Source organism: Rhizobium atlanticum, from assembly GCF_030182485.1.
GTDB lineage: Bacteria > Pseudomonadota > Alphaproteobacteria > Rhizobiales > Rhizobiaceae > Rhizobium.
This window is the reverse complement of the sequence record NZ_JAQJCJ010000018.1, coordinates 15058-33975: the sequence shown is the minus strand read 5'-3', so window position 1 is coordinate 33975 and position 18918 is coordinate 15058. Positions and strand designations below refer to the sequence as shown.

General features: G+C 61.8%; 22 protein-coding genes. 14 read left to right on the top strand and 8 right to left on the bottom strand.

The window, feature by feature from the left end:
* Window positions 1–14: 14 nt before the first annotated feature.
* Together xerD and PH551_RS23920 are read right to left on the bottom strand one after the other, a co-directional pair.
* Window positions 15–968, bottom strand: a complete 954-nt coding sequence (gene xerD, locus PH551_RS23925; RefSeq protein ID WP_085779654.1) for a site-specific tyrosine recombinase XerD — start codon at window positions 966–968, stop codon at window positions 15–17.
* 5 nt (window positions 969–973) lie between these two features.
* Window positions 974–1150: a hypothetical protein gene (locus tag PH551_RS23920; RefSeq protein WP_157131434.1), complete on the bottom strand. Its 177-nt coding sequence runs from the start codon at window positions 1148–1150 to the stop codon at window positions 974–976.
* Between the two features lie 148 nt (window positions 1151–1298).
* Here PH551_RS23920 and PH551_RS23915 point away from each other — a divergent pair, with 148 nt between their 5' ends.
* From PH551_RS23915 to PH551_RS23905, 3 genes are read left to right on the top strand one after another with little or no spacing between them, the layout of a single operon-like run.
* Window positions 1299–1886 carry a shikimate kinase gene (locus PH551_RS23915; RefSeq protein WP_085779653.1) on the top strand — a complete coding sequence of 196 codons (588 nt, stop codon included), beginning with the start codon at window positions 1299–1301 and terminating at the stop codon, window positions 1884–1886.
* Window positions 1883–3013, top strand: a complete 1131-nt coding sequence (gene aroB, locus PH551_RS23910) for a 3-dehydroquinate synthase (protein ID WP_285195308.1) — start codon at window positions 1883–1885, stop codon at window positions 3011–3013. The genes PH551_RS23915 and aroB overlap by 4 nt, the downstream gene beginning before the upstream one ends.
* Window positions 3010–4323, top strand: coding sequence for an HlyC/CorC family transporter (locus PH551_RS23905; protein ID WP_285195307.1), 1314 nt, complete (start codon window positions 3010–3012; stop codon window positions 4321–4323). The genes aroB and PH551_RS23905 overlap by 4 nt, the downstream gene beginning before the upstream one ends.
* Before the next feature lie 47 nt (window positions 4324–4370).
* Here PH551_RS23905 and PH551_RS23900 read toward each other — a convergent pair whose 3' ends face one another.
* Window positions 4371–4655: a BolA family protein gene (locus PH551_RS23900; RefSeq protein ID WP_285195306.1), complete on the bottom strand. Its 285-nt coding sequence runs from the start codon at window positions 4653–4655 to the stop codon at window positions 4371–4373.
* Between the two features lie 102 nt (window positions 4656–4757).
* Here PH551_RS23900 and PH551_RS23895 point away from each other — a divergent pair, with 102 nt between their 5' ends.
* From PH551_RS23895 to PH551_RS23875, 5 genes are all read left to right on the top strand, one after another.
* Window positions 4758–5375: a J domain-containing protein gene (locus tag PH551_RS23895; RefSeq protein WP_085779650.1), complete on the top strand. Its 618-nt coding sequence runs from the start codon at window positions 4758–4760 to the stop codon at window positions 5373–5375.
* A gap of 309 nt (window positions 5376–5684) precedes the next feature.
* Window positions 5685–6677, top strand: a complete 993-nt coding sequence (gene cobS / locus PH551_RS23890; protein WP_285195305.1) for a cobaltochelatase subunit CobS — start codon at window positions 5685–5687, stop codon at window positions 6675–6677.
* 13 nt (window positions 6678–6690) lie between these two features.
* Window positions 6691–8592, top strand: a complete 1902-nt coding sequence (gene cobT, locus PH551_RS23885; RefSeq protein WP_285195304.1) for a cobaltochelatase subunit CobT — start codon at window positions 6691–6693, stop codon at window positions 8590–8592.
* 21 nt (window positions 8593–8613) lie between these two features.
* A complete protein-coding gene (locus PH551_RS23880) occupies window positions 8614–9639 on the top strand; it encodes an esterase-like activity of phytase family protein (protein WP_285195303.1) in 1026 nt (341 codons plus the stop codon).
* Between the two features lie 58 nt (window positions 9640–9697).
* Window positions 9698–10264 (top strand): ATP-binding protein, encoded by a 567-nt coding sequence (locus PH551_RS23875; RefSeq protein ID WP_285195302.1) that lies wholly within the window; start codon window positions 9698–9700, stop codon window positions 10262–10264.
* 6 nt (window positions 10265–10270) lie between these two features.
* Here PH551_RS23875 and PH551_RS23870 read toward each other — a convergent pair whose 3' ends face one another.
* Both PH551_RS23870 and rpmB read right to left on the bottom strand, forming a co-directional pair.
* On the bottom strand, window positions 10271–10906 hold the full coding sequence (locus PH551_RS23870; protein WP_285195301.1) for a queuosine precursor transporter: 636 nt from the start codon (window positions 10904–10906) through the stop codon (window positions 10271–10273).
* A 109-nt stretch (window positions 10907–11015) separates the two neighbouring features.
* Window positions 11016–11312, bottom strand: a complete 297-nt coding sequence (gene rpmB / locus PH551_RS23865; protein ID WP_008527777.1) for a 50S ribosomal protein L28 — start codon at window positions 11310–11312, stop codon at window positions 11016–11018.
* A gap of 240 nt (window positions 11313–11552) precedes the next feature.
* Here rpmB and PH551_RS23860 point away from each other — a divergent pair, with 240 nt between their 5' ends.
* Together PH551_RS23860 and yddG are read left to right on the top strand one after the other, a co-directional pair.
* Window positions 11553–12332 (top strand): DUF3108 domain-containing protein, encoded by a 780-nt coding sequence (locus PH551_RS23860; protein WP_285195300.1) that lies wholly within the window; start codon window positions 11553–11555, stop codon window positions 12330–12332.
* Between the two features lie 30 nt (window positions 12333–12362).
* Complete coding sequence (gene yddG / locus PH551_RS23855) at window positions 12363–13253, top strand: aromatic amino acid exporter YddG (RefSeq protein WP_285195299.1); 891 nt, start codon at window positions 12363–12365, stop codon at window positions 13251–13253.
* A gap of 3 nt (window positions 13254–13256) precedes the next feature.
* On the opposite strand, the gene PH551_RS23850 is transcribed toward yddG, so the two are convergent.
* A complete protein-coding gene (locus PH551_RS23850; RefSeq protein ID WP_285195298.1) occupies window positions 13257–13679 on the bottom strand; it encodes a cupin domain-containing protein in 423 nt (140 codons plus the stop codon).
* Window positions 13679–14449: a hydroxyacylglutathione hydrolase gene (gene gloB, locus PH551_RS23845; protein WP_285195297.1), complete on the bottom strand. Its 771-nt coding sequence runs from the start codon at window positions 14447–14449 to the stop codon at window positions 13679–13681. The genes PH551_RS23850 and gloB overlap by 1 nt, the downstream gene beginning before the upstream one ends.
* Before the next feature lie 53 nt (window positions 14450–14502).
* Between gloB and PH551_RS23840 the strand changes: the two genes are divergently transcribed.
* From PH551_RS23840 to PH551_RS23825, 4 genes are all read left to right on the top strand, one after another.
* Window positions 14503–15279 carry a class I SAM-dependent methyltransferase gene (locus PH551_RS23840; RefSeq protein WP_088390792.1) on the top strand — a complete coding sequence of 259 codons (777 nt, stop codon included), beginning with the start codon at window positions 14503–14505 and terminating at the stop codon, window positions 15277–15279.
* A gap of 122 nt (window positions 15280–15401) precedes the next feature.
* Window positions 15402–16499 carry a histidinol-phosphate transaminase gene (gene hisC / locus PH551_RS23835; protein WP_176536408.1) on the top strand — a complete coding sequence of 366 codons (1098 nt, stop codon included), beginning with the start codon at window positions 15402–15404 and terminating at the stop codon, window positions 16497–16499.
* Window positions 16496–17422, top strand: coding sequence for a prephenate/arogenate dehydrogenase family protein (locus PH551_RS23830; RefSeq protein ID WP_285195296.1), 927 nt, complete (start codon window positions 16496–16498; stop codon window positions 17420–17422). Before hisC ends, PH551_RS23830 begins: the two co-directional genes overlap by 4 nt.
* A gap of 9 nt (window positions 17423–17431) precedes the next feature.
* Window positions 17432–17887, top strand: coding sequence for a GNAT family N-acetyltransferase (locus tag PH551_RS23825; RefSeq protein WP_285195295.1), 456 nt, complete (start codon window positions 17432–17434; stop codon window positions 17885–17887).
* Here PH551_RS23825 and PH551_RS23820 read toward each other — a convergent pair.
* Entirely contained in the window at window positions 17884–18900 is a 1017-nt protein-coding gene (locus PH551_RS23820; protein WP_285195294.1) for a DUF2125 domain-containing protein, read from the bottom strand. The genes PH551_RS23825 and PH551_RS23820 overlap by 4 nt on opposite strands.
* Window positions 18901–18918 lie beyond the last annotated feature (18 nt).

Below are 18918 nucleotides of genomic sequence, written 5' to 3'. Positions count from 1 at the left end.
CCTTGTCGCCGGTCCTATTCGTGCTTTTTCGCCTGTTTGGCAAGGGGGTGATGCATCTGGACGAGCTGCTGCAGCCGCTCTTCGAGGACATGCGTATAGATCTGTGTGGTCGAAATGTCCGAATGGCCGAGGAGTTCCTGCACGACGCGCAGATCGGCGCCGTTGGCAAGCAGGTGGCTGGCAAAGGCGTGGCGCATGACGTGCGGCGAGATCAGCGACGGCGTCAGGCCGGCGCGGATCGCCAGGTTCTTGAGGTCGCGGGCGAAAACCTGGCGCGGCAGGTATCCCTCCTTGGAGGCGGCAGGAAAGAGCCAAGGGCTTTCCTGCGGCTCCTTCGCCGCGGCGGTCTCGGTCGCCAGCAGGCGCCCATACGATTTCAGGGCCGCGATCGCCGAGTGCGACAGCGGCACCAGCCGCTCCTTGTTGCCCTTGCCGCGGATCATCAGGAAACGGCCCTCCTGGTCAAGTACGCGGGCCGGTAGCGAGACGAGTTCACTGACGCGCATGCCGGTGGCATAGAGCAGTTCCAGCAGCGCCAGCATGCGCAGGCGCTGCAACTGGCCCGGGGCCGGGTCGTCGGCCTCGGCCTGCGCTTGCGACAGCAGCCTACCGACCTCTTCAACCCCCATTGTCTTCGGCAGCGGACGCCCCTTCTTCGGCGCATCGAGAACGCCTGTGGGGTCGTCGGTCCGCAGGCCCTCGGCATAGAGGAACTTGTAGAATTGCCGCATCGCGGCGAGCCGGCGTGCTTGCGAGGAGGGCTTGAAGCCCTGACGGGCGAGCGAGGCGAGATAGGCGGCCAGGTCGGCGGAACCGGCTTCGGTCAACCTTATGCTGCGGCCGTTCAGGAAAGCGCTGACATCGTCGAGGTCGCGCTGGTAGGATTGCAGGGTGTTGGCGGCAGCGCCACGTTCGGCGCTCATCATTTCCAGAAAGGATTCCACGTGGACGCGGCTTAGATCCATCATCTCACTCACTTACCGGTCGTGTTGATTGTGCCCGTCGCCGGCGGGTTGACCCGCTCGGAGGGAAGACGAATCGTCACGTCGCGCGGCTCGGGCTCGACGAAGGTCACGAGCGCCAACATCGCTCCGTAAACCGTCCCGGCGAGGATCGCGCAGAAGAACAGGAAACGGAACAGGGTCGGCATCCGGCAACTCCTTCATGCTGTGCTTCTGTTATAAGAAGCGTATTCGCAAGTGCAAGAAGCGCCATTCGAGCCATGATTCCCTTGTCCGCGACTTGACGCTCTACCTGCATTTGTCGATACGGTTTGCAAACAAAGTGTGAATGGACCGATGAGTGAACCACTGCTGACCGTTGCTGACAGCCTGAAAGACAGAGCTCGCGCTGCGCTCGGTTCACGCAATCTGATCCTCGTCGGCCTGATGGGCGCCGGGAAATCCTCTGTCGGGCGGATCGTCGCCAGCCAACTCGGCATTCCCTTCATCGACAGCGATCATGAGATCGAGCGGGTGTCGCGCATGACCATTGCCGAACTTTTCGCAGCCTATGGCGAGGAAGAGTTCCGGGCGCTGGAAACGCGAGTGATGAAGCGGCTCCTGAAGAGCGGACCGCGCGTCGTCTCCACCGGCGGCGGCGCCTTCATCAATGACCGCACCCGCAGGCATATAAAAAAGGGCGGGCTTTCGATCTGGCTGAAGGCTGATCTCGACGTGCTTTGGGAGCGGGTCAACAAGCGTGACACGCGGCCGCTGCTCAAGACCGAAAATCCCAAGCAGACCCTCGAAAATCTGATGAAGGCGCGTTACCCGATCTATGCGCAGGCAGACCTCACCATACTCTCGCGTGATGTGCGCAAGGAAATCATGGCGGACGAGGTGCTGAAGGCTGTGGTCGAACAGAAAGAAAGTGCAGCGTCATGAATGCGATAAGCTCCACCTCATCAGTCCAGACGGTGCATGTGCCGCTCGGCGAGCGCGCCTATGACATCCTGATCGGGCCAGGGCTGATTGCGCGGGCCGGCGCCGAGATCGCCTCGCGTCTCAAAGGCCGCAAGGCGGCCATCATCACCGACGAAAACGTCGCTCCGCTCTATCTCGAGGCCGTCGTCGCGAGCCTCAATGCGGCAGGTGTCGTCTCGGCCGAGGTCGTGCTGCCGCCCGGCGAAAAGACGAAGAGCTTCGAACATCTCATTGATGTCTGCGACAAGGTGCTTGAAGCCAGGGTCGAGCGCAACGACTGCGTGATCGCGCTCGGCGGCGGCGTCATCGGTGACCTCTCGGGTTTTGCCGCCGGCATCGTCCGCCGCGGCGTGCGCTTCGTGCAGGTGCCGACTTCGCTGCTGGCGCAGGTCGATTCCTCCGTCGGCGGCAAGACCGGCATCAATTCCCGCCACGGCAAGAACCTGATCGGCGTCTTCCATCAGCCGGACCTGGTCCTGGCCGATACGGATGTGCTGAATACGCTGAGCGGGCGGGAATTCCGCGCAGGCTACGCCGAGGTCGCAAAGTATGGGCTGATTGACAAGCCGGATTTCTTTGTCTGGCTGGAAGCGAACTGGAAGTCGGTGTTTACGGGCGGCTCGGCCCGCATCGAGGCCATCGCTGCCAGCTGCCAGGCGAAAGCCGATGTCGTCGTTGCCGACGAGCGGGAAACCGGCCAGCGGGCGCTGCTCAATCTCGGCCATACGTTCGGGCATGCGCTGGAAGCGGCGACCGCTTATGACAGCCGCCGGCTGGTGCATGGTGAGGGCGTGTCGATCGGCATGGTGCTGGCGCATGAATTTTCCGCACGAATGAACCTTGCGAGCCCAGACGATGCGCAGCGCGTCGAGCGGCATCTGAAGGAAGTCGGCCTGCCGACCCGCATGGCGGATATCATGGGCGAGCTGCCGCCGGCTGAATCGCTGATGGATGCGATCGCGCAGGACAAAAAGGTCAAGAGCGGCAAGCTCACCTTCATCCTGACGCGCGGCATCGGTCAGTCCTTCGTCGCCGACGATGTTCCGGCATCCGAAGTGCTCAGTTTTCTCCGGGAAAAACATCCTTGACGACAATCGAAGGCGCTTTGGCGTTTCTTGCGACATACTGGCCGGAGATCCTTTCGATCACGGCGCTCGTGCTGACGTCCGCCTTCTTCTCCGGCACCGAGACGGCGCTCACCGCCGTTTCGCGCAGCCGCATTCATACGCTTGAGGTCAACGGCGATGAACGCGCCGGCCTCGTCAGGCAGTTGATCGAACGGCGCGACCGGCTGATCGGTACGCTGCTGATCGGCAACAATCTTGCCAACATCCTCTCTTCCTCGATCGCCACCAGCCTTTTTCTCGGGCTGTTCGGCAGTTCGGGTGTGGCGCTGGCGACGCTCGCCATGACCATCATCCTCGTCATCTTCGCGGAGGTGCTGCCGAAGAGCTGGGCGATCTCGGCGCCGGAACGCTTCGCGCTGGCGGTCGCATTTCCCACCAGACTGTTCGTCGCTATCGTCGGCCCGGTGTCCTCCTTCGTCAATGCGGTTGTGCGACAGATCCTGGCGCTGTTCGGCATCAATCTTTCGCGGGAAGTTTCGATGCTGACGGCGCATGAGGAGCTGCGCGGCGCCGTCGATCTGCTGCACCGCGAGGGATCGGTGGTGAAGGCCGACCGCGATCGCCTCGGCGGCGTGCTCGACCTCAGCCAGCTGGAGCTATCAGACATCATGGTCCACCGCACCAAGATGCGGGCGATCAATGCCGACGATCCGCCGGAAGCGGTGGTGCGCGCTATTCTTGAAAGTCCCTATACGCGCATGCCGTTGTGGCGCGGCACGATCGACAACATCATCGGCGTCGTCCACGCCAAGGATCTTCTGCGGGCCCTGGCCGAGCCGAACATGGAGCCGCAGAATCTCGATATCGTGAAGATGGCGCAGAAGCCGTGGTTCGTGCCAGACAGCACCAATCTTGAGGACCAGCTCAACGCTTTTCTGCGCCGCAAGCAGCATTTCGCCGTCGTCGTCGACGAATATGGTGAGGTGCAGGGCATCGTCACGCTGGAGGATATTCTCGAGGAAATCGTGGGCGACATTTCCGACGAGCACGATATCGAGATGCAGGGCGTGCGTCAGGAAGCGGACGGCTCTGTCGTCGTCGATGGCAGTGTGCCGATCCGCGATCTCAACCGCGCGCTCGACTGGAACCTGCCCGACGAGGAGGCGACGACCATCGCCGGCCTTGTCATCCATGAATCGATGACCATCCCGGAAGAGCGTCAGGCCTTTACCTTCTACGGCAAACGTTTCGTCGTGATGAAGCGGGAGAAGAACCGCATCACCAAGCTGCGCATCCGCCCCGCGCAGGAAGACGACACAAAACCGGTGTGATCCGGTTGGATTGCCTGCGCCCTATACCCATATAGGCTGCTGTGCCGCTACCAGCGGGTGGGTTCACCAGGTGCCGCCGGTTCGACGGTCAGCGCGTGCAGGCCGGCATCGAGCTCCGGTTTCAACAGATCGGTGATCGCCCGGTGACGCGCCAGGCGGGAGAGGCCGGTAAATTTTGCCGAAACGATCCTCACCCGCATGTGGGTTTCGCCGGTGCCCGTGATGTCAGGCTGGTGGCCGGCATGCAGATGGCTTTCGTCGATGACGCTCAAGCGTTCGGGCGCGAAGGCTTCGATAAGTTTTTCTTCGATGCGGGTCCGCAGGGTCATCATCCGGTCTTGCTGCTTCGCGAAAAGGGTTCCCACCAAGCCAGCAACATTCCCATTTGTCAATTCTTGTTGTCGTCTCGCGACAGCCCCATAATTAGCGCCGCCATGAGACTTGATTCAAAATACTTCGATCGCATCCGCACACGCCGCAAACGCGAGCAGGAGACGGAGCAGGCGCCGCCTACCTGTCAATGGGACGGCTGCGATAAGAAAGGTGCGCATCGCGCTCCGGTGGGGCGCAATGCGGAAGGCCAGTTCTTTTTGTTCTGCTTCGAGCACGTCAAGGAATACAATAAGGGCTATAATTATTTCTCCGGCCTTTCGGACGGCGAGATCGCGCGCTACCAGAAAGAGGCGATCACCGGCCATCGACCGACATGGACCGTCGGCGTCAATAAGTCGGCCAAGGACAGCCCGCTGCATTCCGAGGTGCGCTCCGGCGCCTACTCGCGCGTTCGCGATCCCTTCGGCTTCGTCAAGGAAGGCGGCAAGGGCAGCGGGCCGCGCTTTCCCCAGGCGCGCAAGCTGAAATCGCTCGAAAGCAAAGCCTTCGACACGATGGGTCTCCACGCCAACGCGACCTCGGCGGAGATCAAGAGCCGCTACAAGGAGCTGGTCAAGAAGCACCATCCGGATGCCAATGGCGGCGACCGCGGCTCGGAAGAGCGTTTCCGCGCCGTCATCCAGGCGTATCAATTGTTGAAGCAGAACGGTTTTTGTTAATTCCCGTCCTTGCTCTTGGGCTTCAATCGGGTATGGTCCAAATCGGCTGAGGCCGCAGGCAAACGCGGCTCCTATCTGCGTGTTTTCCCGACATCGCCTCGGCCGACCTTCCGGACGCGGCGTTTCTTGTCCGGGACTCTTTCAAGAATGCTCGCACGCGGTCATCATCCCGCCGAGGTTTCGTCTCAGTCCCGGAGAAGTATCGCCGACGTTCCGACCTGGACGGGCGCGGAATAAAATCGCGGCGTCACGGTTGCGACATGGCCTAAGACAGTTTGGCCGGGTGGCTTCACCCGCCTTGGAGACATGATGAGCAAGATCGACCTCGATATTTCAGAACTGCCCGATACTACCGTTTCGGTCCGCGAGACCTTCGGCATCGATTCCGACATCCGCGTTCCTGCCTACAGCAAGGGTGACGCCTATGTGCCGGATCTCGATCCCGACTACCTGTTCGACCGCGAGACGACGCTCGCCATTCTCGCAGGCTTCGCGCATAACCGCCGCGTGATGATCTCCGGCTATCACGGCACGGGCAAATCCTCGCATATCGAGCAGGTGGCGGCGCGCATCAACTGGCCCTGCGTGCGCATCAACCTCGACAGCCATGTCAGTCGTATCGATCTCGTCGGCAAAGACGCGATCGTCGTCAAGGACGGGCTGCAGGTCACCGAGTTCAAGGACGGCATCCTGCCTTGGGCCTATCAGCACAATGTCGCGCTCGTCTTCGACGAATATGATGCCGGCCGTCCCGACGTGATGTTCGTCATTCAGCGCGTCCTGGAATCGTCAGGCCGCCTGACACTGCTCGACCAGAGCCGCGTCATCCGGCCGCATCCGGCTTTCCGCCTGTTTGCGACCGCCAATACGATCGGCCTCGGCGACACCACCGGCCTTTATCACGGCACGCAGCAGATCAACCAAGCGCAGATGGACCGCTGGTCGATCGTCACGACGCTGAACTACCTGCCGCATGATCACGAAGTGAATATCGTCGCCGCCAAGGTGAAGAGCTTCGGCAAGGACAGGGAAGGGCGTGAGATCGTCTCGAAGATGGTCCGCGTTGCCGATCTGACGCGCGCCGCCTTCATGAACGGCGATCTTTCGACCGTCATGAGCCCGCGCACGGTCATCACCTGGGCCGAGAATGCCGAAATCTTCGGCGATCTCGCCTTTGCCTTCCGCGTCACCTTCCTCAACAAGTGCGACGAGCTGGAGCGCCCGCTGGTCGCCGAGCACTATCAGCGCGCCTTCGGCGTGGAGTTGAAGGAAAGTGCTGCCAACATCGTCCTCGGAACCTGAGGCCCGACCGATCATGGCAGCTCGCGGTGACAATTCGAAAGCAAAGCCCGGTGCGCCCGTCGACGTCGAGCCGTTGCGCCGGGCGATATCCGGCTGCGTCCGCTCGATCGCCGGCGTCGGCGATATCGAGGTGACCTTCGCCAACGAACGGCCTGGTATGACCGGCGAGCGCATCCGGCTGCCGGAGCTTTCCAAGCGGCCGACGGCGCATGAGCTGGCGGTCACCCGCGGGCTAGGCGATTCCATGGCATTGCGCCTCGCCTGCCATGACGAGAGGATGCATACGACGATGGCGCCGCAGGGCTCCGATGCCCGAGCGATCTTCGATGCGGTCGAGCAGGCGCGTGTCGAATCGATCGGGACGCTGCGCATGGAGGGCGTGGCGGCGAACCTGCGTTCCATGACGGAAGAGAAATATGCCAAGGCGAATTTCACCGGCATCGAGCGCCAGGAAGACGCGCCGATCGGCGAAGCCGTCGCCATGATGGTGCGCGAGAAGCTGACCGGCCAGCGTCCGCCTGCCTCCGCCGGCAAGGTGCTCGATCTCTGGCGCGGTTTCATCGAAGACAAGGCGGGGGCTGAACTCGGTAACCTGTCGGGTGCGATAAACGACCAGCAGGCCTTCGCCAAGGTCGTCCGCAACATGCTGTCGGCGATGGAAATGGCCGAGGAGTATGGCGACGACGACAGCGAAGCTGACAATGACGATCAGTCGGAGCAGGAAGACCAGCCGAGCGGCGAGGAGCAGGACCAGGACGAGGTCGACGAGGATGCCGGCACCGATGCCGCCCCGGTCGAGGACAGCGAGGTTTCCGACGAGCAGATGGAGGACGGCGAGACTGAAGGCGCCGAAATCTCCGACGACGACATGATGGAAGAGGGCGAGGACGATTCGGAAACGCCTGGCGAGACCCGCCGCCCGAATACGCCGTTTGCCGATTTCAACGAAAAGGTCGATTATCACGTCTATACCGAAGAGTTCGACGAGATCATCACCGCTGAGGAACTCTGCGACGCCGCCGAGCTGGAGCGCCTGCGCGCCTTTCTCGACAAGCAACTGGCGCATCTGCAGGGCGCGGTCGGGCGCCTTGCCAACCGGCTGCAGCGCCGCCTGATGGCACAGCAGAACCGCTCCTGGGATTTCGATCTGGAGGAGGGCTATCTTGATACGGCCCGGCTACAGCGCATCATCATCGACCCGATGCAGCCGCTCTCCTTCAAGATGGAGCGGGACACGCAGTTCCGCGATACGGTCGTCACCCTGCTCATCGACAATTCCGGCTCCATGCGCGGCAGGCCGATCACGGTAGCCGCCACCTGCGCCGACATTCTCGCCCGCACGCTGGAGCGCTGCGGCGTCAAGGTCGAGATTCTCGGTTTCACCACGAAAGCCTGGAAGGGCGGGCAGGCGCGTGAAACCTGGCTTGCCGGCGGCAAGCCGCAGACGCCGGGTCGTCTCAACGACCTTCGCCACATTGTCTACAAATCGGCTGACGCGCCGTGGCGGCGGGCACGCGCCAATCTCGGGCTGATGATGCGCGAAGGCCTGCTCAAGGAAAACATCGACGGCGAGGCGCTGATCTGGGCGCATAACCGCCTGCTCGCCCGCCGTGAACAGCGCCGCATTCTGATGATGATCTCGGACGGCGCGCCGGTCGACGATTCGACGCTGTCCGTCAATCCGGGTAATTATCTCGAGCGGCATCTGCGCGCCGTCATCGAGCAGATCGAGACGCGCTCGCCCGTCGAACTGCTGGCAATCGGCATCGGTCACGATGTAACGCGCTACTATCGCCGCGCCGTGACGATCGTCGATGCGGACGAGCTTGCAGGCGCGATGACCGAACAGCTCGCCTCGCTCTTCGAAGATCAATCCGCCCAGCCTCGCGGCGGCCGGTTACGCCGCGCCGGCTGACGCGGGAAGGAAACATATGGAATGATGGTCAAGCGCCTGTGCCGCGCGGCATCGATCCCGCTCTGCCTGGCAGGGGGAGCTTCCGCGGCTATGGCCGGCGACGAGATACCCATAATTAGCCGGCAAATTAGCGATTTCAGGATCGGATCGTCGGAGACGACGTTCGGCTCGCTGGAATTTCTCGGCGGGCTGGAGATGGTTTCCAGCCGAGCGTTGTTCGGCTCGCTTTCCTCCATCCGTTTCCGGCAGGACCAGAAACACTTCATCGTCGTGCTCGATACCGGCCAGTGGCTGACCGGCAGCATCGAGCGCGATGCCAGGGGCAGGCTTTCGGGCCTCTCGGCTGTCGAGATCACCCCGATCAAGGACCGCGCCGGCCGTAGCCGAGAGGGCAAAGCCCAAATGGATGCAGAGGGCGTGGCGCTCGATGGCGATCGAATATTGGTCTCTTTCGAGCAAAATCATCGCGTCGACGTTTATCCCGATCCCGGCTTCGCCGAAGCGCGCGCGACCGCGACCCTGCCGATCCTCATCCCGCGCAAGATGCTGAGCGACAATCGCGGTATCGAAACCATTGCCGTGGCACCCGCCTCCAGTCCGTTGAAGAGCGGCGTGGTCATCGTCTCCGAGCGCGGTCTCGACAGCGAGGGCAATCGGATGGCGGCTATTCTCAGCGGCCCGCTGAAAGGGCTGTTCTCGATCAAACGCGATGGCAGCTTCGACGTCACCGACGGTGCTTTCCTGCCGGACGGCGACCTGCTGCTCCTGGAGCGGCGCTTCAACATGGCCGAAGGCATCGGCATGCGGCTTCGGCGCATCAAAGGCGCCAATATCCGGCCGCAGGCCGTCGTTGATGGCGAGTTGCTGCTCGAAGGCACTTTCAACTCGCAGATCGACAATATGGAAGGGCTTGACGTGTTTCAGGCCGCCGACGGCACGACCCATATCATCATGGTGTCGGACGACAACCATTCGATCCTGCAGCGCAATCTGATGCTGGAATTCCGGCTCTCCGATAGCCGCATGCTCAGCGCGGCGTCAGATTGACGTCACATGTCCCGGCTATGCCATTGTCGCGTCGAGAGCAGCTTTCGGAGGGACAATCATGGTGCATATTCATATCATGGGTGCATCCGGTTCCGGCACGACTTCGCTCGGTCATACGCTTGCCGAACGGCTCGATATCGCCCATCTCGATACTGACGATTTCTTCTGGCTGCGGACCGACCCGCCATTCACGACGCCGCGTGACGCCGACGAACGCATTCGGCTGCTGCTTGCAGAAGCGGCACGGCATGACGGCTGGGTCCTCTCCGGATCGGCGCTGAAATGGGCGAGGCAGATCGAGCCTTTCTATGAACTGATCGTGTTTCTCAGGATCGAGCCGGAGCTGCGGATGGCGCGGATCCGCGCGCGGGAGATTGCCCGCTACGGAGACAGGATCGGGCACGGCGGTGACATGGAAATCAAAAGCGGGGAATTCATGGAATGGGCGGCAAGTTACGACACGGCCGGTCCGGAACGCCGCAGTCTTGCAGCGCATGAGCAATGGCTGGAAACGCAGACGGCCCCGGTCTTGCGGCTTGATTCGTCACGAGAGATCGATGATCTGGCTGCAGAGGTTCTGCTGCATCCCGCAATCGCCGCCGGAGCGGTCCGGCAGCGCCGTTGAAAGGCTTTAGCTGACGCGTGCGGGCTGCATCGGCCGCAGCACGTTCATCAGCGCGCCGTAAGGCAGCAGCATCACAAGGCCGACGATCATCTTGACGGCGAAATCGCCGATCGCCCAGGAAATCCAGCGCGGCGCCTCTACGGCAAAGACGCCGAGGACAGGAGCTGCTTCGAGCGCAAAGGGCTCGTTCGGGCCGAGGAAGACGAAAAACGCGGCAAAGGACAACGAGAAGAACATCACCGTGTCGAGCGCCGAGCCGATCAGCGAGCCCAAAAGCGGCGCGCGCCACCAGGCTTGGCGGCGAAGGCGGTTGAAAACGGCGATATCGAGCAACTGACCGGCGAGATAGGCCGAGCCGGAGGCGATGGCGATGCGTGGCACCGAGGTGAAGAAGGACAGCGTCACGCCGACGACGAACCCGGCAAAAACGACCTTGCGGGCTGCCTTCGGGCCGAACTGACGATTGGTCAGATCGGTGATCAGGAAGGCGATCGGATAGGAGAAGGCGCCCCAGGTCAGGATGTCGGCCAAGTTGATACCCGCGACTTCGGCGTTCAGTGGAAACTGGACGAGGAAGTTGGAGGCGACGACGACAAGCGTCATCAGTGCGACATAGGCAAGCGTATAGCGGGTCTTCAGCATTTTTTTATCCTGGGTGATGCCACCAGTTGGAGTGCCCAGGCAAAGCAAAAGGCTTGTCCGGCATCATCCGTCCAAGCCTTTTGAAGCCGTATGAAAGAAGGTCAGAAGCTTACGCAGCAGCGGCTTCGGCGGTCTTCTTCACAATCTGACGGCGCAGCAGGCGCGCGCGCATCGACAGTTCGTTTTCGCTTGCCTTGATCAGGAAGGCATCGAGGCCGCCACGATGTTCGACGGAGCGAAGAGCCGCAGCCGAAACGCGAAGACGATAACGCTGGTTGAGAGCGTCGGAGATCAGCGTTACCTGGCACAGGTTCGGCAGGAACCGGCGCTTGGTCTTGTTGTTGGCATGGCTGACATTGTTACCAGTCAGGACGGCCTTGCCGGTCAATTCGCACACGCGGGACATTGAACACCTATTCTTGTTTTTCTCGGGCCATCGAATTGTTATCCCCGGCAAAACCGGGCTCGCAATCCAACAGGCATGATTGGAAAGTTGCGGTTCTATAGTCAGAGAGGCTGCGCGCGTCAAGCCAAACCTTGGCCTTTCCCGCAATTCTGTCAAAAAGCTGCTGTTTTCTTCTCTTTACGGCAGGAGTATAGAGCGTTCGGCAGGGCTGCCGGCGCGCGGCAAGACAAGGCTTCACTCATGGCTCATTCGGGCAGACGCATTTTCATTTCGGCCATCGCCGCACTCCTTGCCATACCGGCATCGGCGGCCGAAATCCAGCATCAGACCGTCTATCGGGTGACGCTTGCCGGCCTGCCGATCGCGCGTGCGGCGTTTCTGACGCAGATCGAGGACGATCACTCTTACAAGATTGCCGGCGATATCAAATCCGCCGGGCTTGCCGATCTCGTCAAGACGATCTCGGCAAAGACCAGCGTCACCGGCGTCGTCCGTAACGATCGGCTGCAGGCGCTGAAATATTCGCTCTATTACAAGAGCGGCAAAAAGGCCCGCGTCTACGAGGTCAGCTATCGCAACGGCAACATCATCTCGGCAACGACGACGCCGCCGCCGAAACGGCCGAAGAACTGGATCGACGTCACGCCGGGCGACATGCGTTCGGTGCTCGATCCGATCTCCGGCCTTGTTTTCACCGGGGATACCAAGGTCTGCGCGCAGACGCTGCCGATCTTCGACGGCGAGACGCGCATGGACCTCGTGCTTTCGCCGAAAGGCGACGAGGATTTTTCGACCGAGGGCTTCAAGGGCAAGGCAGTCGTCTGCGGCGTGCGCTTCGTGCCGCGCTCCGGCTACAAAAAAGGCCGCAAGGACATCGACTATCTCAGCAAGAGCGACCGCATGGAGATCTGGTTTGCCAAGTCGGAGGCGGCCAATGTATATGCTCCGGTCTATGTGCGCATTCCCACGGAATATGGAATGGTGACGATCACTGCCGTCAAATATGGCAGTGTCAGCTGACGGAGCTTTCGCCTCCGTGAAGGGGGACAGGTGAAGCTTCGTGCCACGGTGGTCGGTTTTACGGCTATTCTGATGTGGTCGTTCCTGGCACTGCTGACGGCCGGCTCCGGAAAGATGCCGCCCTTCCAGCTTTCGGCCGTCTGCTTTGCGATCGGCAGCATTCCCGGCCTCGTCATGCTTGTCCTCAATCCGGCGCGGCTGGCGTTGCTGAAGCAGCCGCCAAAGGTCTGGATAACCGGTATTGCAGGCTTGTTCGGCTATCATTTCCTGTATTTCACCGCGCTCAGGAACGCGCCGGCGGTGGAGGCGGGACTGATCGCCTATCTATGGCCGCTCTTGATCGTGGTCGGCTCAGCGCTGCTGCCGGGCGAACGGTTGCGCTGGTATCACGTGGCGGGCGCGCTTGCCGGGCTTTGCGGCACCTTCCTGATCGTCGGCCGCAACGGCATCGATTTTGACGGCGCCTACGCGGTCGGTTATGGGGCTGCCTTCCTCTGCGCCTTCACATGGTCGGGCTATTCGCTGCTGACCAGGCGTTTCGAAGCTGTCTCCACAGATGTCGTCACTGGCTTCTGCCTTGCGACCTCCATCCTGTCCCTCTTCAGCCATCTCGGCCTGGAGGTGACTGTCTGGCCGGAAACCAGCGTCGAATGGGTGGCCGTCGTCGGGCTCGGCCTCTTCCCGGTCGGGGCGGCCTTCTATGCCTGGGATTACGGCGTCAAGAATGGCGATATCCAGATTCTCGGCGCGGCAAGCTATGCCGCGCCGCTGCTTTCGACGCTCATCCTGACGTTGTTCGGATTTGCCGAGCCGAGCTGGCGCGTTGCTCTCGCCTGCCTGCTCGTCACCGGTGGAGCGGTGCTCGCCGCCCAGGAAATGTTCCGCCGCAAAATTCCGGCGCATTCTGCGGCAGCGGAGTAGCCCTCAGTCGCCCGGCTTCCAATCCGCCGGCGCCATCTCAAAGCTCGAAAATTCGAAGCCGGGCGAGACAGTGCAGCCGACCAAGGCGAAGTCACCGAGCGGTTCGGCCGATTGCCACCAATTGGCGGGGATGATTGCCTGCGGCCGCTCGCCGGCGGCAAGGTCTGTTCCGAGCGTCAGGGTTTCGCTTGTCATCCCGTCCTGCGAGCGGTGCAGAGCCAGCGGTGCGCCGGCGTAATAATGCCAGACCTCGACCGCGTCATGGACGCGATGCCAGTGCGAACGCTGTCCTTTTGTCAGCAGATAATAGATCGCCGTCGAATGGCCGCGCTCTCCACCCGCCTTGTCGCGGAACGTCTGCACGTACCAGCCGCCTTCGGGATGCGGCTGCATGCCGAGCTCGCGAATGATCTTCTCAGGCGACATCAGAAATTGTCCTTGCGCTTCCGGATCTCGGCAAAGACCTCCTCGTTCGTCTTGCCTTCCATGATCAGATTGCGGCGGATCGCGGGATCGGCGGCGCGCAGAAACGGGTTCGTTTCCTTTTCCAGCCCGAGCGTCGTGGGGATGGTGAATTTGCCTTCGGCGCGCCGAGCTTCGATCTCGGCAGCGCGGCTTTTCAGGCGCTCATTGTCGGGATCGACCGTCAGTGCGAAGCGGGCGTTGGACAATGTATATTCGTGGCCGAAATAGACAGCGGTCTCGTCCGGCAGGACCGCGAGCTTCTGCAGGGAATGCCACATGTCGGCGGCGGGGCGTTCGAAAAGGCGGCCGCAGCCGAGGGCAAACAGGGTGTCGGCGGCAAAGAGCAGCTTGTCGTCGACGAAGTGATAGCAGATGTGACCGGCGGTGTGACCGGGGGTTTCAATGACCTTGACCGTGTGATCGCCGAAAAGAAAGCTGTCGCCATCGGCCATCGTTCGGTCGAGACCGGGAATGGCGATGGCCTCGTTGATCGGGCCGATGATCTCGCAGCGGAACTGCTCCTTCAGCGTCAGGTTTGCCGCGACATGATCGGTGTGGTGATGCGTGGTGAAGATGTGGGTGATCTTCCAGCCGCGCCGTGTTGCCGCTTCCAGGATCGGCGCCTCCTCCGGCGCATCGATCGACGCGGTAAATCCTGTCTCCGGATCGTGCACGAGCACGCCGAAATTGTCGGTGCGGCAGAGAAAAACGTCTAATTCCAAAGGTTTCATCTTTAAACAATCCCTTGTCCCACGACTCTCGCGGGAATGTAGAGACTCCGGCCTTGAAGTCCAACCGCCCGCTGATAACATTTATCGCGATGCACGCAGATATCGTCGACCTTCGTCAGTTCTACCACTCCGACCTCGGGCGTCTTGCCGAGCAGTCGATCGCCATGGCGCTCTCCTCGCTCTGGGTGCGCCTGCCACAGGAGCGTCTCGTCGGACTCGGTTATGCCGTGCCGTTCCTCGATCGATTCCAGGCCGATACCGAACGCACCTTCGCCTTCATGCCGGCCGGACAGGGGGCGGTGAACTGGCCGATGGGCTCGCTGTCGTCGACGACGCTGATTTTCGATGAGGAACTACCGCTGCCGGATTCCTCGATCGACCGGGTGCTGATGGTGCATTCGCTCGAGTTTGCGGAAAGCCCGCGCGAGACGCTGAAAGAGCTTTGGCGGGTGCTGGCACCGGGCGGGCGGCTTGTTATCGTGGTGCCGAACCGGCGCGGGGTCTGGGCCCGCATGGAACACACGCCCTTCGGCTCGGGCCGGCCCTATTCCCGCGGTCAGCTGACGCATCTGCTGCGCGAGACGAATTTCACGCCGGGTGCGACCGCCGAAGCGTTGTTCTTTCCGCCCTCGAAACTCAGAACCATCCTGCGCCTTCGCCGCGCTTTCGAGCGGATCGGCCGCACTTTATGGCCAGCCTTTTCGGGTGTCATCATCGTCGAGGCGCAGAAGCGGCTCTATCAGGGTTTGCCGGTCGCCGCCCGCGCCTCCCGCCGTGTCTTCGTGCCCGTTCTCGCGCCGCACGGCGTCCCGACCACACGCAACAGCTGAAGAACATGGGACACTCTCCGGTTGCTTGTGTCACGCCCATGCCTCTCGACAACAATCACATTCCGCTTTAATGCCACTTGGTCATTTTCCGGAAAATCCAAGGTCGACCCATGAGCGTTGAGATGAGCAAGCCCGTTCCGCGTCCCGGTATTCTCGATATCGCATCTTATGTGCCGGGCAAGGAACATGCGCCGGGTGTCGCCCGCGTTTACAAGCTCTCCTCCAACGAGACGCCGCTCGGCGCCAGCCCGAAGGCGATAGAGGCCGTCAAGGCAGCTGCCGACAATCTGGGACGTTATCCCGACGGGCAGGCGGTCGAACTGCGCGAGGCGATCGCCGCTGTACATGGCCTCAATCCGGCAAACATCCTCTGCGGCAATGGTTCCGACGAGCTGCTCGGCCTGTTGTGCCATGTCTATCTGGGCGCCGGTGACGAAGGCATCATCACCGAGCACGGCTTTCTTGTCTACAAGATCCAGATCATGGGCACGGGCGCCATGCCCGTCATCGTCAAGGAGAAGGACTATACCGTCGACGTCGACGCGATCCTGGCGGCGGTGACGGAAAGGACGAAGATCGTCTTCATCGCCAATCCCGGCAATCCCACCGGTACATACGTTCCCGTCAGCGAGATTCGCCGCCTGCAGGCCGGCCTGCCCAAGCATGTCGTCCTCGTGCTCGATGCGGCGTATGCCGAATATGTACGCCGCAACGATTATGAAGCCGGCATCGAGGTCGTATCGTCCAGTTCCAACGTAGTGATGACCCGCACCTTTTCGAAAGCCTACGGTCTTGCGGCTCTGCGCGTGGGCTGGATGTATGCGCCAGTGGAGATCGTCGACGCTGTGAACCGTGTACGCGCTCCGTTCAACCTGAATGCGGCCGCGATCGCCGCCGGTGCCGCGGCCATCCGCGACCAGGCCTTCGTCCAGCAGGCCGTGTCTTTCAACCAGATGTGGGTGGAGACGCTCACGGAGGCTCTCGAAGCGATCGGGCTGAAAGTGACGCCGTCCGTCGCCAATTTCGTCCTTATCCACTTCCCCGATATCGATGGAAAGCGCGCGGCCGATGCCGACGAGCTTTTGACGAGCCGCGGTTATATTCTCCGCGCCGTGCGCAGCTACGGCTTTTCCAATGCGCTGCGCATGAGCATCGGTCCGGAAGAGGCCAATCGCGGCGTCATTGCCACGCTGCGTGAGTTCATGGGACGGCAGGCATGAGCGTGCTGTTCGATCGCATCGCGCTGATCGGCATCGGCCTGATTGGCTCTTCGCTCGCCCACGACATCAGGCGGCTCGGGCTTACCAAGGAGATCGTCGTTGCGACACGCAGCGCCGAGACGTTGAAGCGCGCCGAAGAGCTCGGTCTCGGCGACCGCTATACGACCTCTTCGGCTGATGCTGTTCGAGATGCCGACCTCATCATCGTTTCGGTTCCGGTCGGCGCTTCGGAAAGCGTGGCGAAGGAAATCGCCGGCAATCTCAAGCCCGGCGCTATCGTCACCGATGTCGGTTCCACCAAAGCATCCGTCATCGCGCAGATGCAGCCGCATATGCCCGACAATGTGCATTTCATCCCCGGCCATCCGCTGGCCGGCACGGAAAAATCCGGCCCGGATGCCGGTTTCCCCGGCCTCTTCGAAGGCCGCTGGTGCATCTTCACGCCGGTTGCCGGCACCGACGAGACGGCGCTGAAGCGGCTGCGCGGCTTCTGGGAAGGGCTTGGATCGAAAGTCGACGAGATGGATGCGGAGCATCACGACAAGGTGCTCGCGATCGTTTCGCACCTGCCGCATATCATCGCCTACAACATCGTCGGCACCGCCGACGATCTGGAGACGGTGACGGAGTCCGAGGTCATCAAATATTCGGCCTCCGGCTTTCGCGATTTCACCCGCCTTGCCGCTTCCGACCCGACGATGTGGCGCGACGTCTGCCTGCACAATCGCGATGCGATCCTCGAAATGCTGGCGCGCTTCTCAGAAGATCTCGCCTATCTGCAGCGCGCGATCCGCTGGGGTGAAGGCGACAAGATTTTCGAACTCTTCACCCGCACGCGCGCCATTCGCCGCTCGATCATCCAGGCCGGCCAGGATGTCGACGCCCCCGATTTCGGCCGCCCCCACGCGCTGGATAAGAAGTAGACTCTCGCGATGGTGGAGGTGGCGAGCGCAAGTCAGGCGGATATCGACTGGCTGGCTCGCGAGGATGCCACTGCAGGCAAGGTGTGGGTATCGCGATGCGTCGCGCTTGGCGAATATCTCATTGCCAGGGAGGCCGGCGAGATCGTCGGCTTCCTGCGCTTCTCCCGCTTCTGGGGCAGGGTTCCCTATATGGAGGTGATCCGCGTTCTGCCCGGCCATCGCCGGTCGGGCGTCGGCACCGCGCTGTTTCTCGCCTGGGAAAGAGCCATGCGCGGCGAGGGCGCTCGGCTGCTGATGACGTCGAGCGAATGCGATGAGAGCCGGCCGCAGGACTGGCATCGCCGTAACGGATTTACAGAAACCGGTGCGATCGAGCTGCCTGGTCTGCAATCGGTGCCTGAGGTTTTTTTCATCAAGCGGATTGATTACGGCCTTTCCAGCACTCTAGCCCCGGAAAAGCCTTAGATCGGTGGGATCTGACCGAGCGGAATGAAGCCGCTGACGGTGGCATTGCCGCGATCGACGACGAGATCGACTGAGACCTTGTCTCTACCGCCGGCCAGCGCCTTCAGCATCTTCGTCGCCGTGTTGACGGTCGGAGCAAGATCCGGGAAAGCCTGTTTCAGGCTGTCGCCCCAGGGGCCGAGCCGTTCAATTTCCAGCTTGAACTTCCCGGAGAGAAAGCCTTGCTCGTCGAAGGAAAACGGGCCGGTGAGCGTCATCACCTTGCCGTCGCCGATGTCGGCAACGATGCGACGCAGTTCGCCGGCAGAACCATTGAGGCCGTTCGGGTCGCTGCCGTCGATCAGGCCGGCCTTGCCGGCAATCGTGAGATCGATGCTGGCAGAGAGTTTCGGGAAGAGCTGCGGCCAGTCCTTGATCGCGGTGTTCGCATCCTGCAAGGAGATCGCGCCGTCGAGATTGGCGCCGTTCTGGCGCAGGTGAATTTCGGTGCGAGCCGCGTCGAAGCTGATGGTCTGGCCGGAATAGGAGGAGACCGCCGTCGCCTTCAGGCCCTCGATGACAGTCGAGCTGCGATCGATGCCCTGCAGCCTGGTCGTCAGGCTCGCCTGCAGATTCGCCCATTGGGCCGAGACCGAAAGGCCGTTTGTGGTGCGGATTTCGGCCGGTGAATCGAGCTCCCAGACGATATGGCTCGGCGCATAGACCTGTGCGGCGGAGCGCAATGCGCCGAAGGTGGCGGAGACGCCGTTGACATTGTCGTCGACATCGACCTTGGAGCAGAACAGACCGATGCGGAAAGGATAGCCGCGGAATTCGATATCGGAGCATTCGCCGGTGACGCCTGCCTGATCGCGCGGCGCGATTGCTTTCAGCACCGTCGTTTTCAAGGCCGATGCGGCATAGAACCAGCCGCCGGTATAAAGCGCGATCACCAGGAGGATGCCTCCGCCCAGCAACCAAAATTTCTTGCTGTTGCCGGTTTGGCTGCTGCCGGATCGGCTTGACGCTGCCATGATGTTCTCCAATGGTGA

Bases quoted from the DNA above. Each gene is read 5' to 3' on its own strand.
- xerD (WP_085779654.1), bottom strand. From the start codon at position 968: ATGATGGATCTAAGCCGCGTCCACGTGGAATCCTTTCTGGAAATGATG.
- PH551_RS23920 (WP_157131434.1), bottom strand. From the start codon at position 1,150: ATGCCGACCCTGTTCCGTTTCCTGTTCTTCTGCGCGATCCTCGCCGGG.
- PH551_RS23915 (WP_085779653.1), top strand. From the start codon at position 1,299: ATGAGTGAACCACTGCTGACCGTTGCTGACAGCCTGAAAGACAGAGCT.
- aroB (WP_285195308.1), top strand. From the start codon at position 1,883: ATGAATGCGATAAGCTCCACCTCATCAGTCCAGACGGTGCATGTGCCG.
- PH551_RS23900 (WP_285195306.1), bottom strand. From the start codon at position 4,655: ATGATGACCCTGCGGACCCGCATCGAAGAAAAACTTATCGAAGCCTTC.
- PH551_RS23895 (WP_085779650.1), top strand. From the start codon at position 4,758: ATGAGACTTGATTCAAAATACTTCGATCGCATCCGCACACGCCGCAAA.
- cobS (WP_285195305.1), top strand. From the start codon at position 5,685: ATGAGCAAGATCGACCTCGATATTTCAGAACTGCCCGATACTACCGTT.
- cobT (WP_285195304.1), top strand. From the start codon at position 6,691: ATGGCAGCTCGCGGTGACAATTCGAAAGCAAAGCCCGGTGCGCCCGTC.
- PH551_RS23880 (WP_285195303.1), top strand. From the start codon at position 8,614: ATGATGGTCAAGCGCCTGTGCCGCGCGGCATCGATCCCGCTCTGCCTG.
- PH551_RS23875 (WP_285195302.1), top strand. From the start codon at position 9,698: ATGGTGCATATTCATATCATGGGTGCATCCGGTTCCGGCACGACTTCG.
- PH551_RS23870 (WP_285195301.1), bottom strand. From the start codon at position 10,906: ATGCTGAAGACCCGCTATACGCTTGCCTATGTCGCACTGATGACGCTT.
- rpmB (WP_008527777.1), bottom strand. From the start codon at position 11,312: ATGTCCCGCGTGTGCGAATTGACCGGCAAGGCCGTCCTGACTGGTAAC.
- PH551_RS23860 (WP_285195300.1), top strand. From the start codon at position 11,553: ATGGCTCATTCGGGCAGACGCATTTTCATTTCGGCCATCGCCGCACTC.
- PH551_RS23850 (WP_285195298.1), bottom strand. From the start codon at position 13,679: ATGTCGCCTGAGAAGATCATTCGCGAGCTCGGCATGCAGCCGCATCCC.
- gloB (WP_285195297.1), bottom strand. From the start codon at position 14,449: ATGAAACCTTTGGAATTAGACGTTTTTCTCTGCCGCACCGACAATTTC.
- hisC (WP_176536408.1), top strand. From the start codon at position 15,402: ATGAGCAAGCCCGTTCCGCGTCCCGGTATTCTCGATATCGCATCTTAT.
- PH551_RS23830 (WP_285195296.1), top strand. From the start codon at position 16,496: ATGAGCGTGCTGTTCGATCGCATCGCGCTGATCGGCATCGGCCTGATT.
- PH551_RS23825 (WP_285195295.1), top strand. From the start codon at position 17,432: ATGGTGGAGGTGGCGAGCGCAAGTCAGGCGGATATCGACTGGCTGGCT.
- PH551_RS23820 (WP_285195294.1), bottom strand. From the start codon at position 18,900: ATGGCAGCGTCAAGCCGATCCGGCAGCAGCCAAACCGGCAACAGCAAG.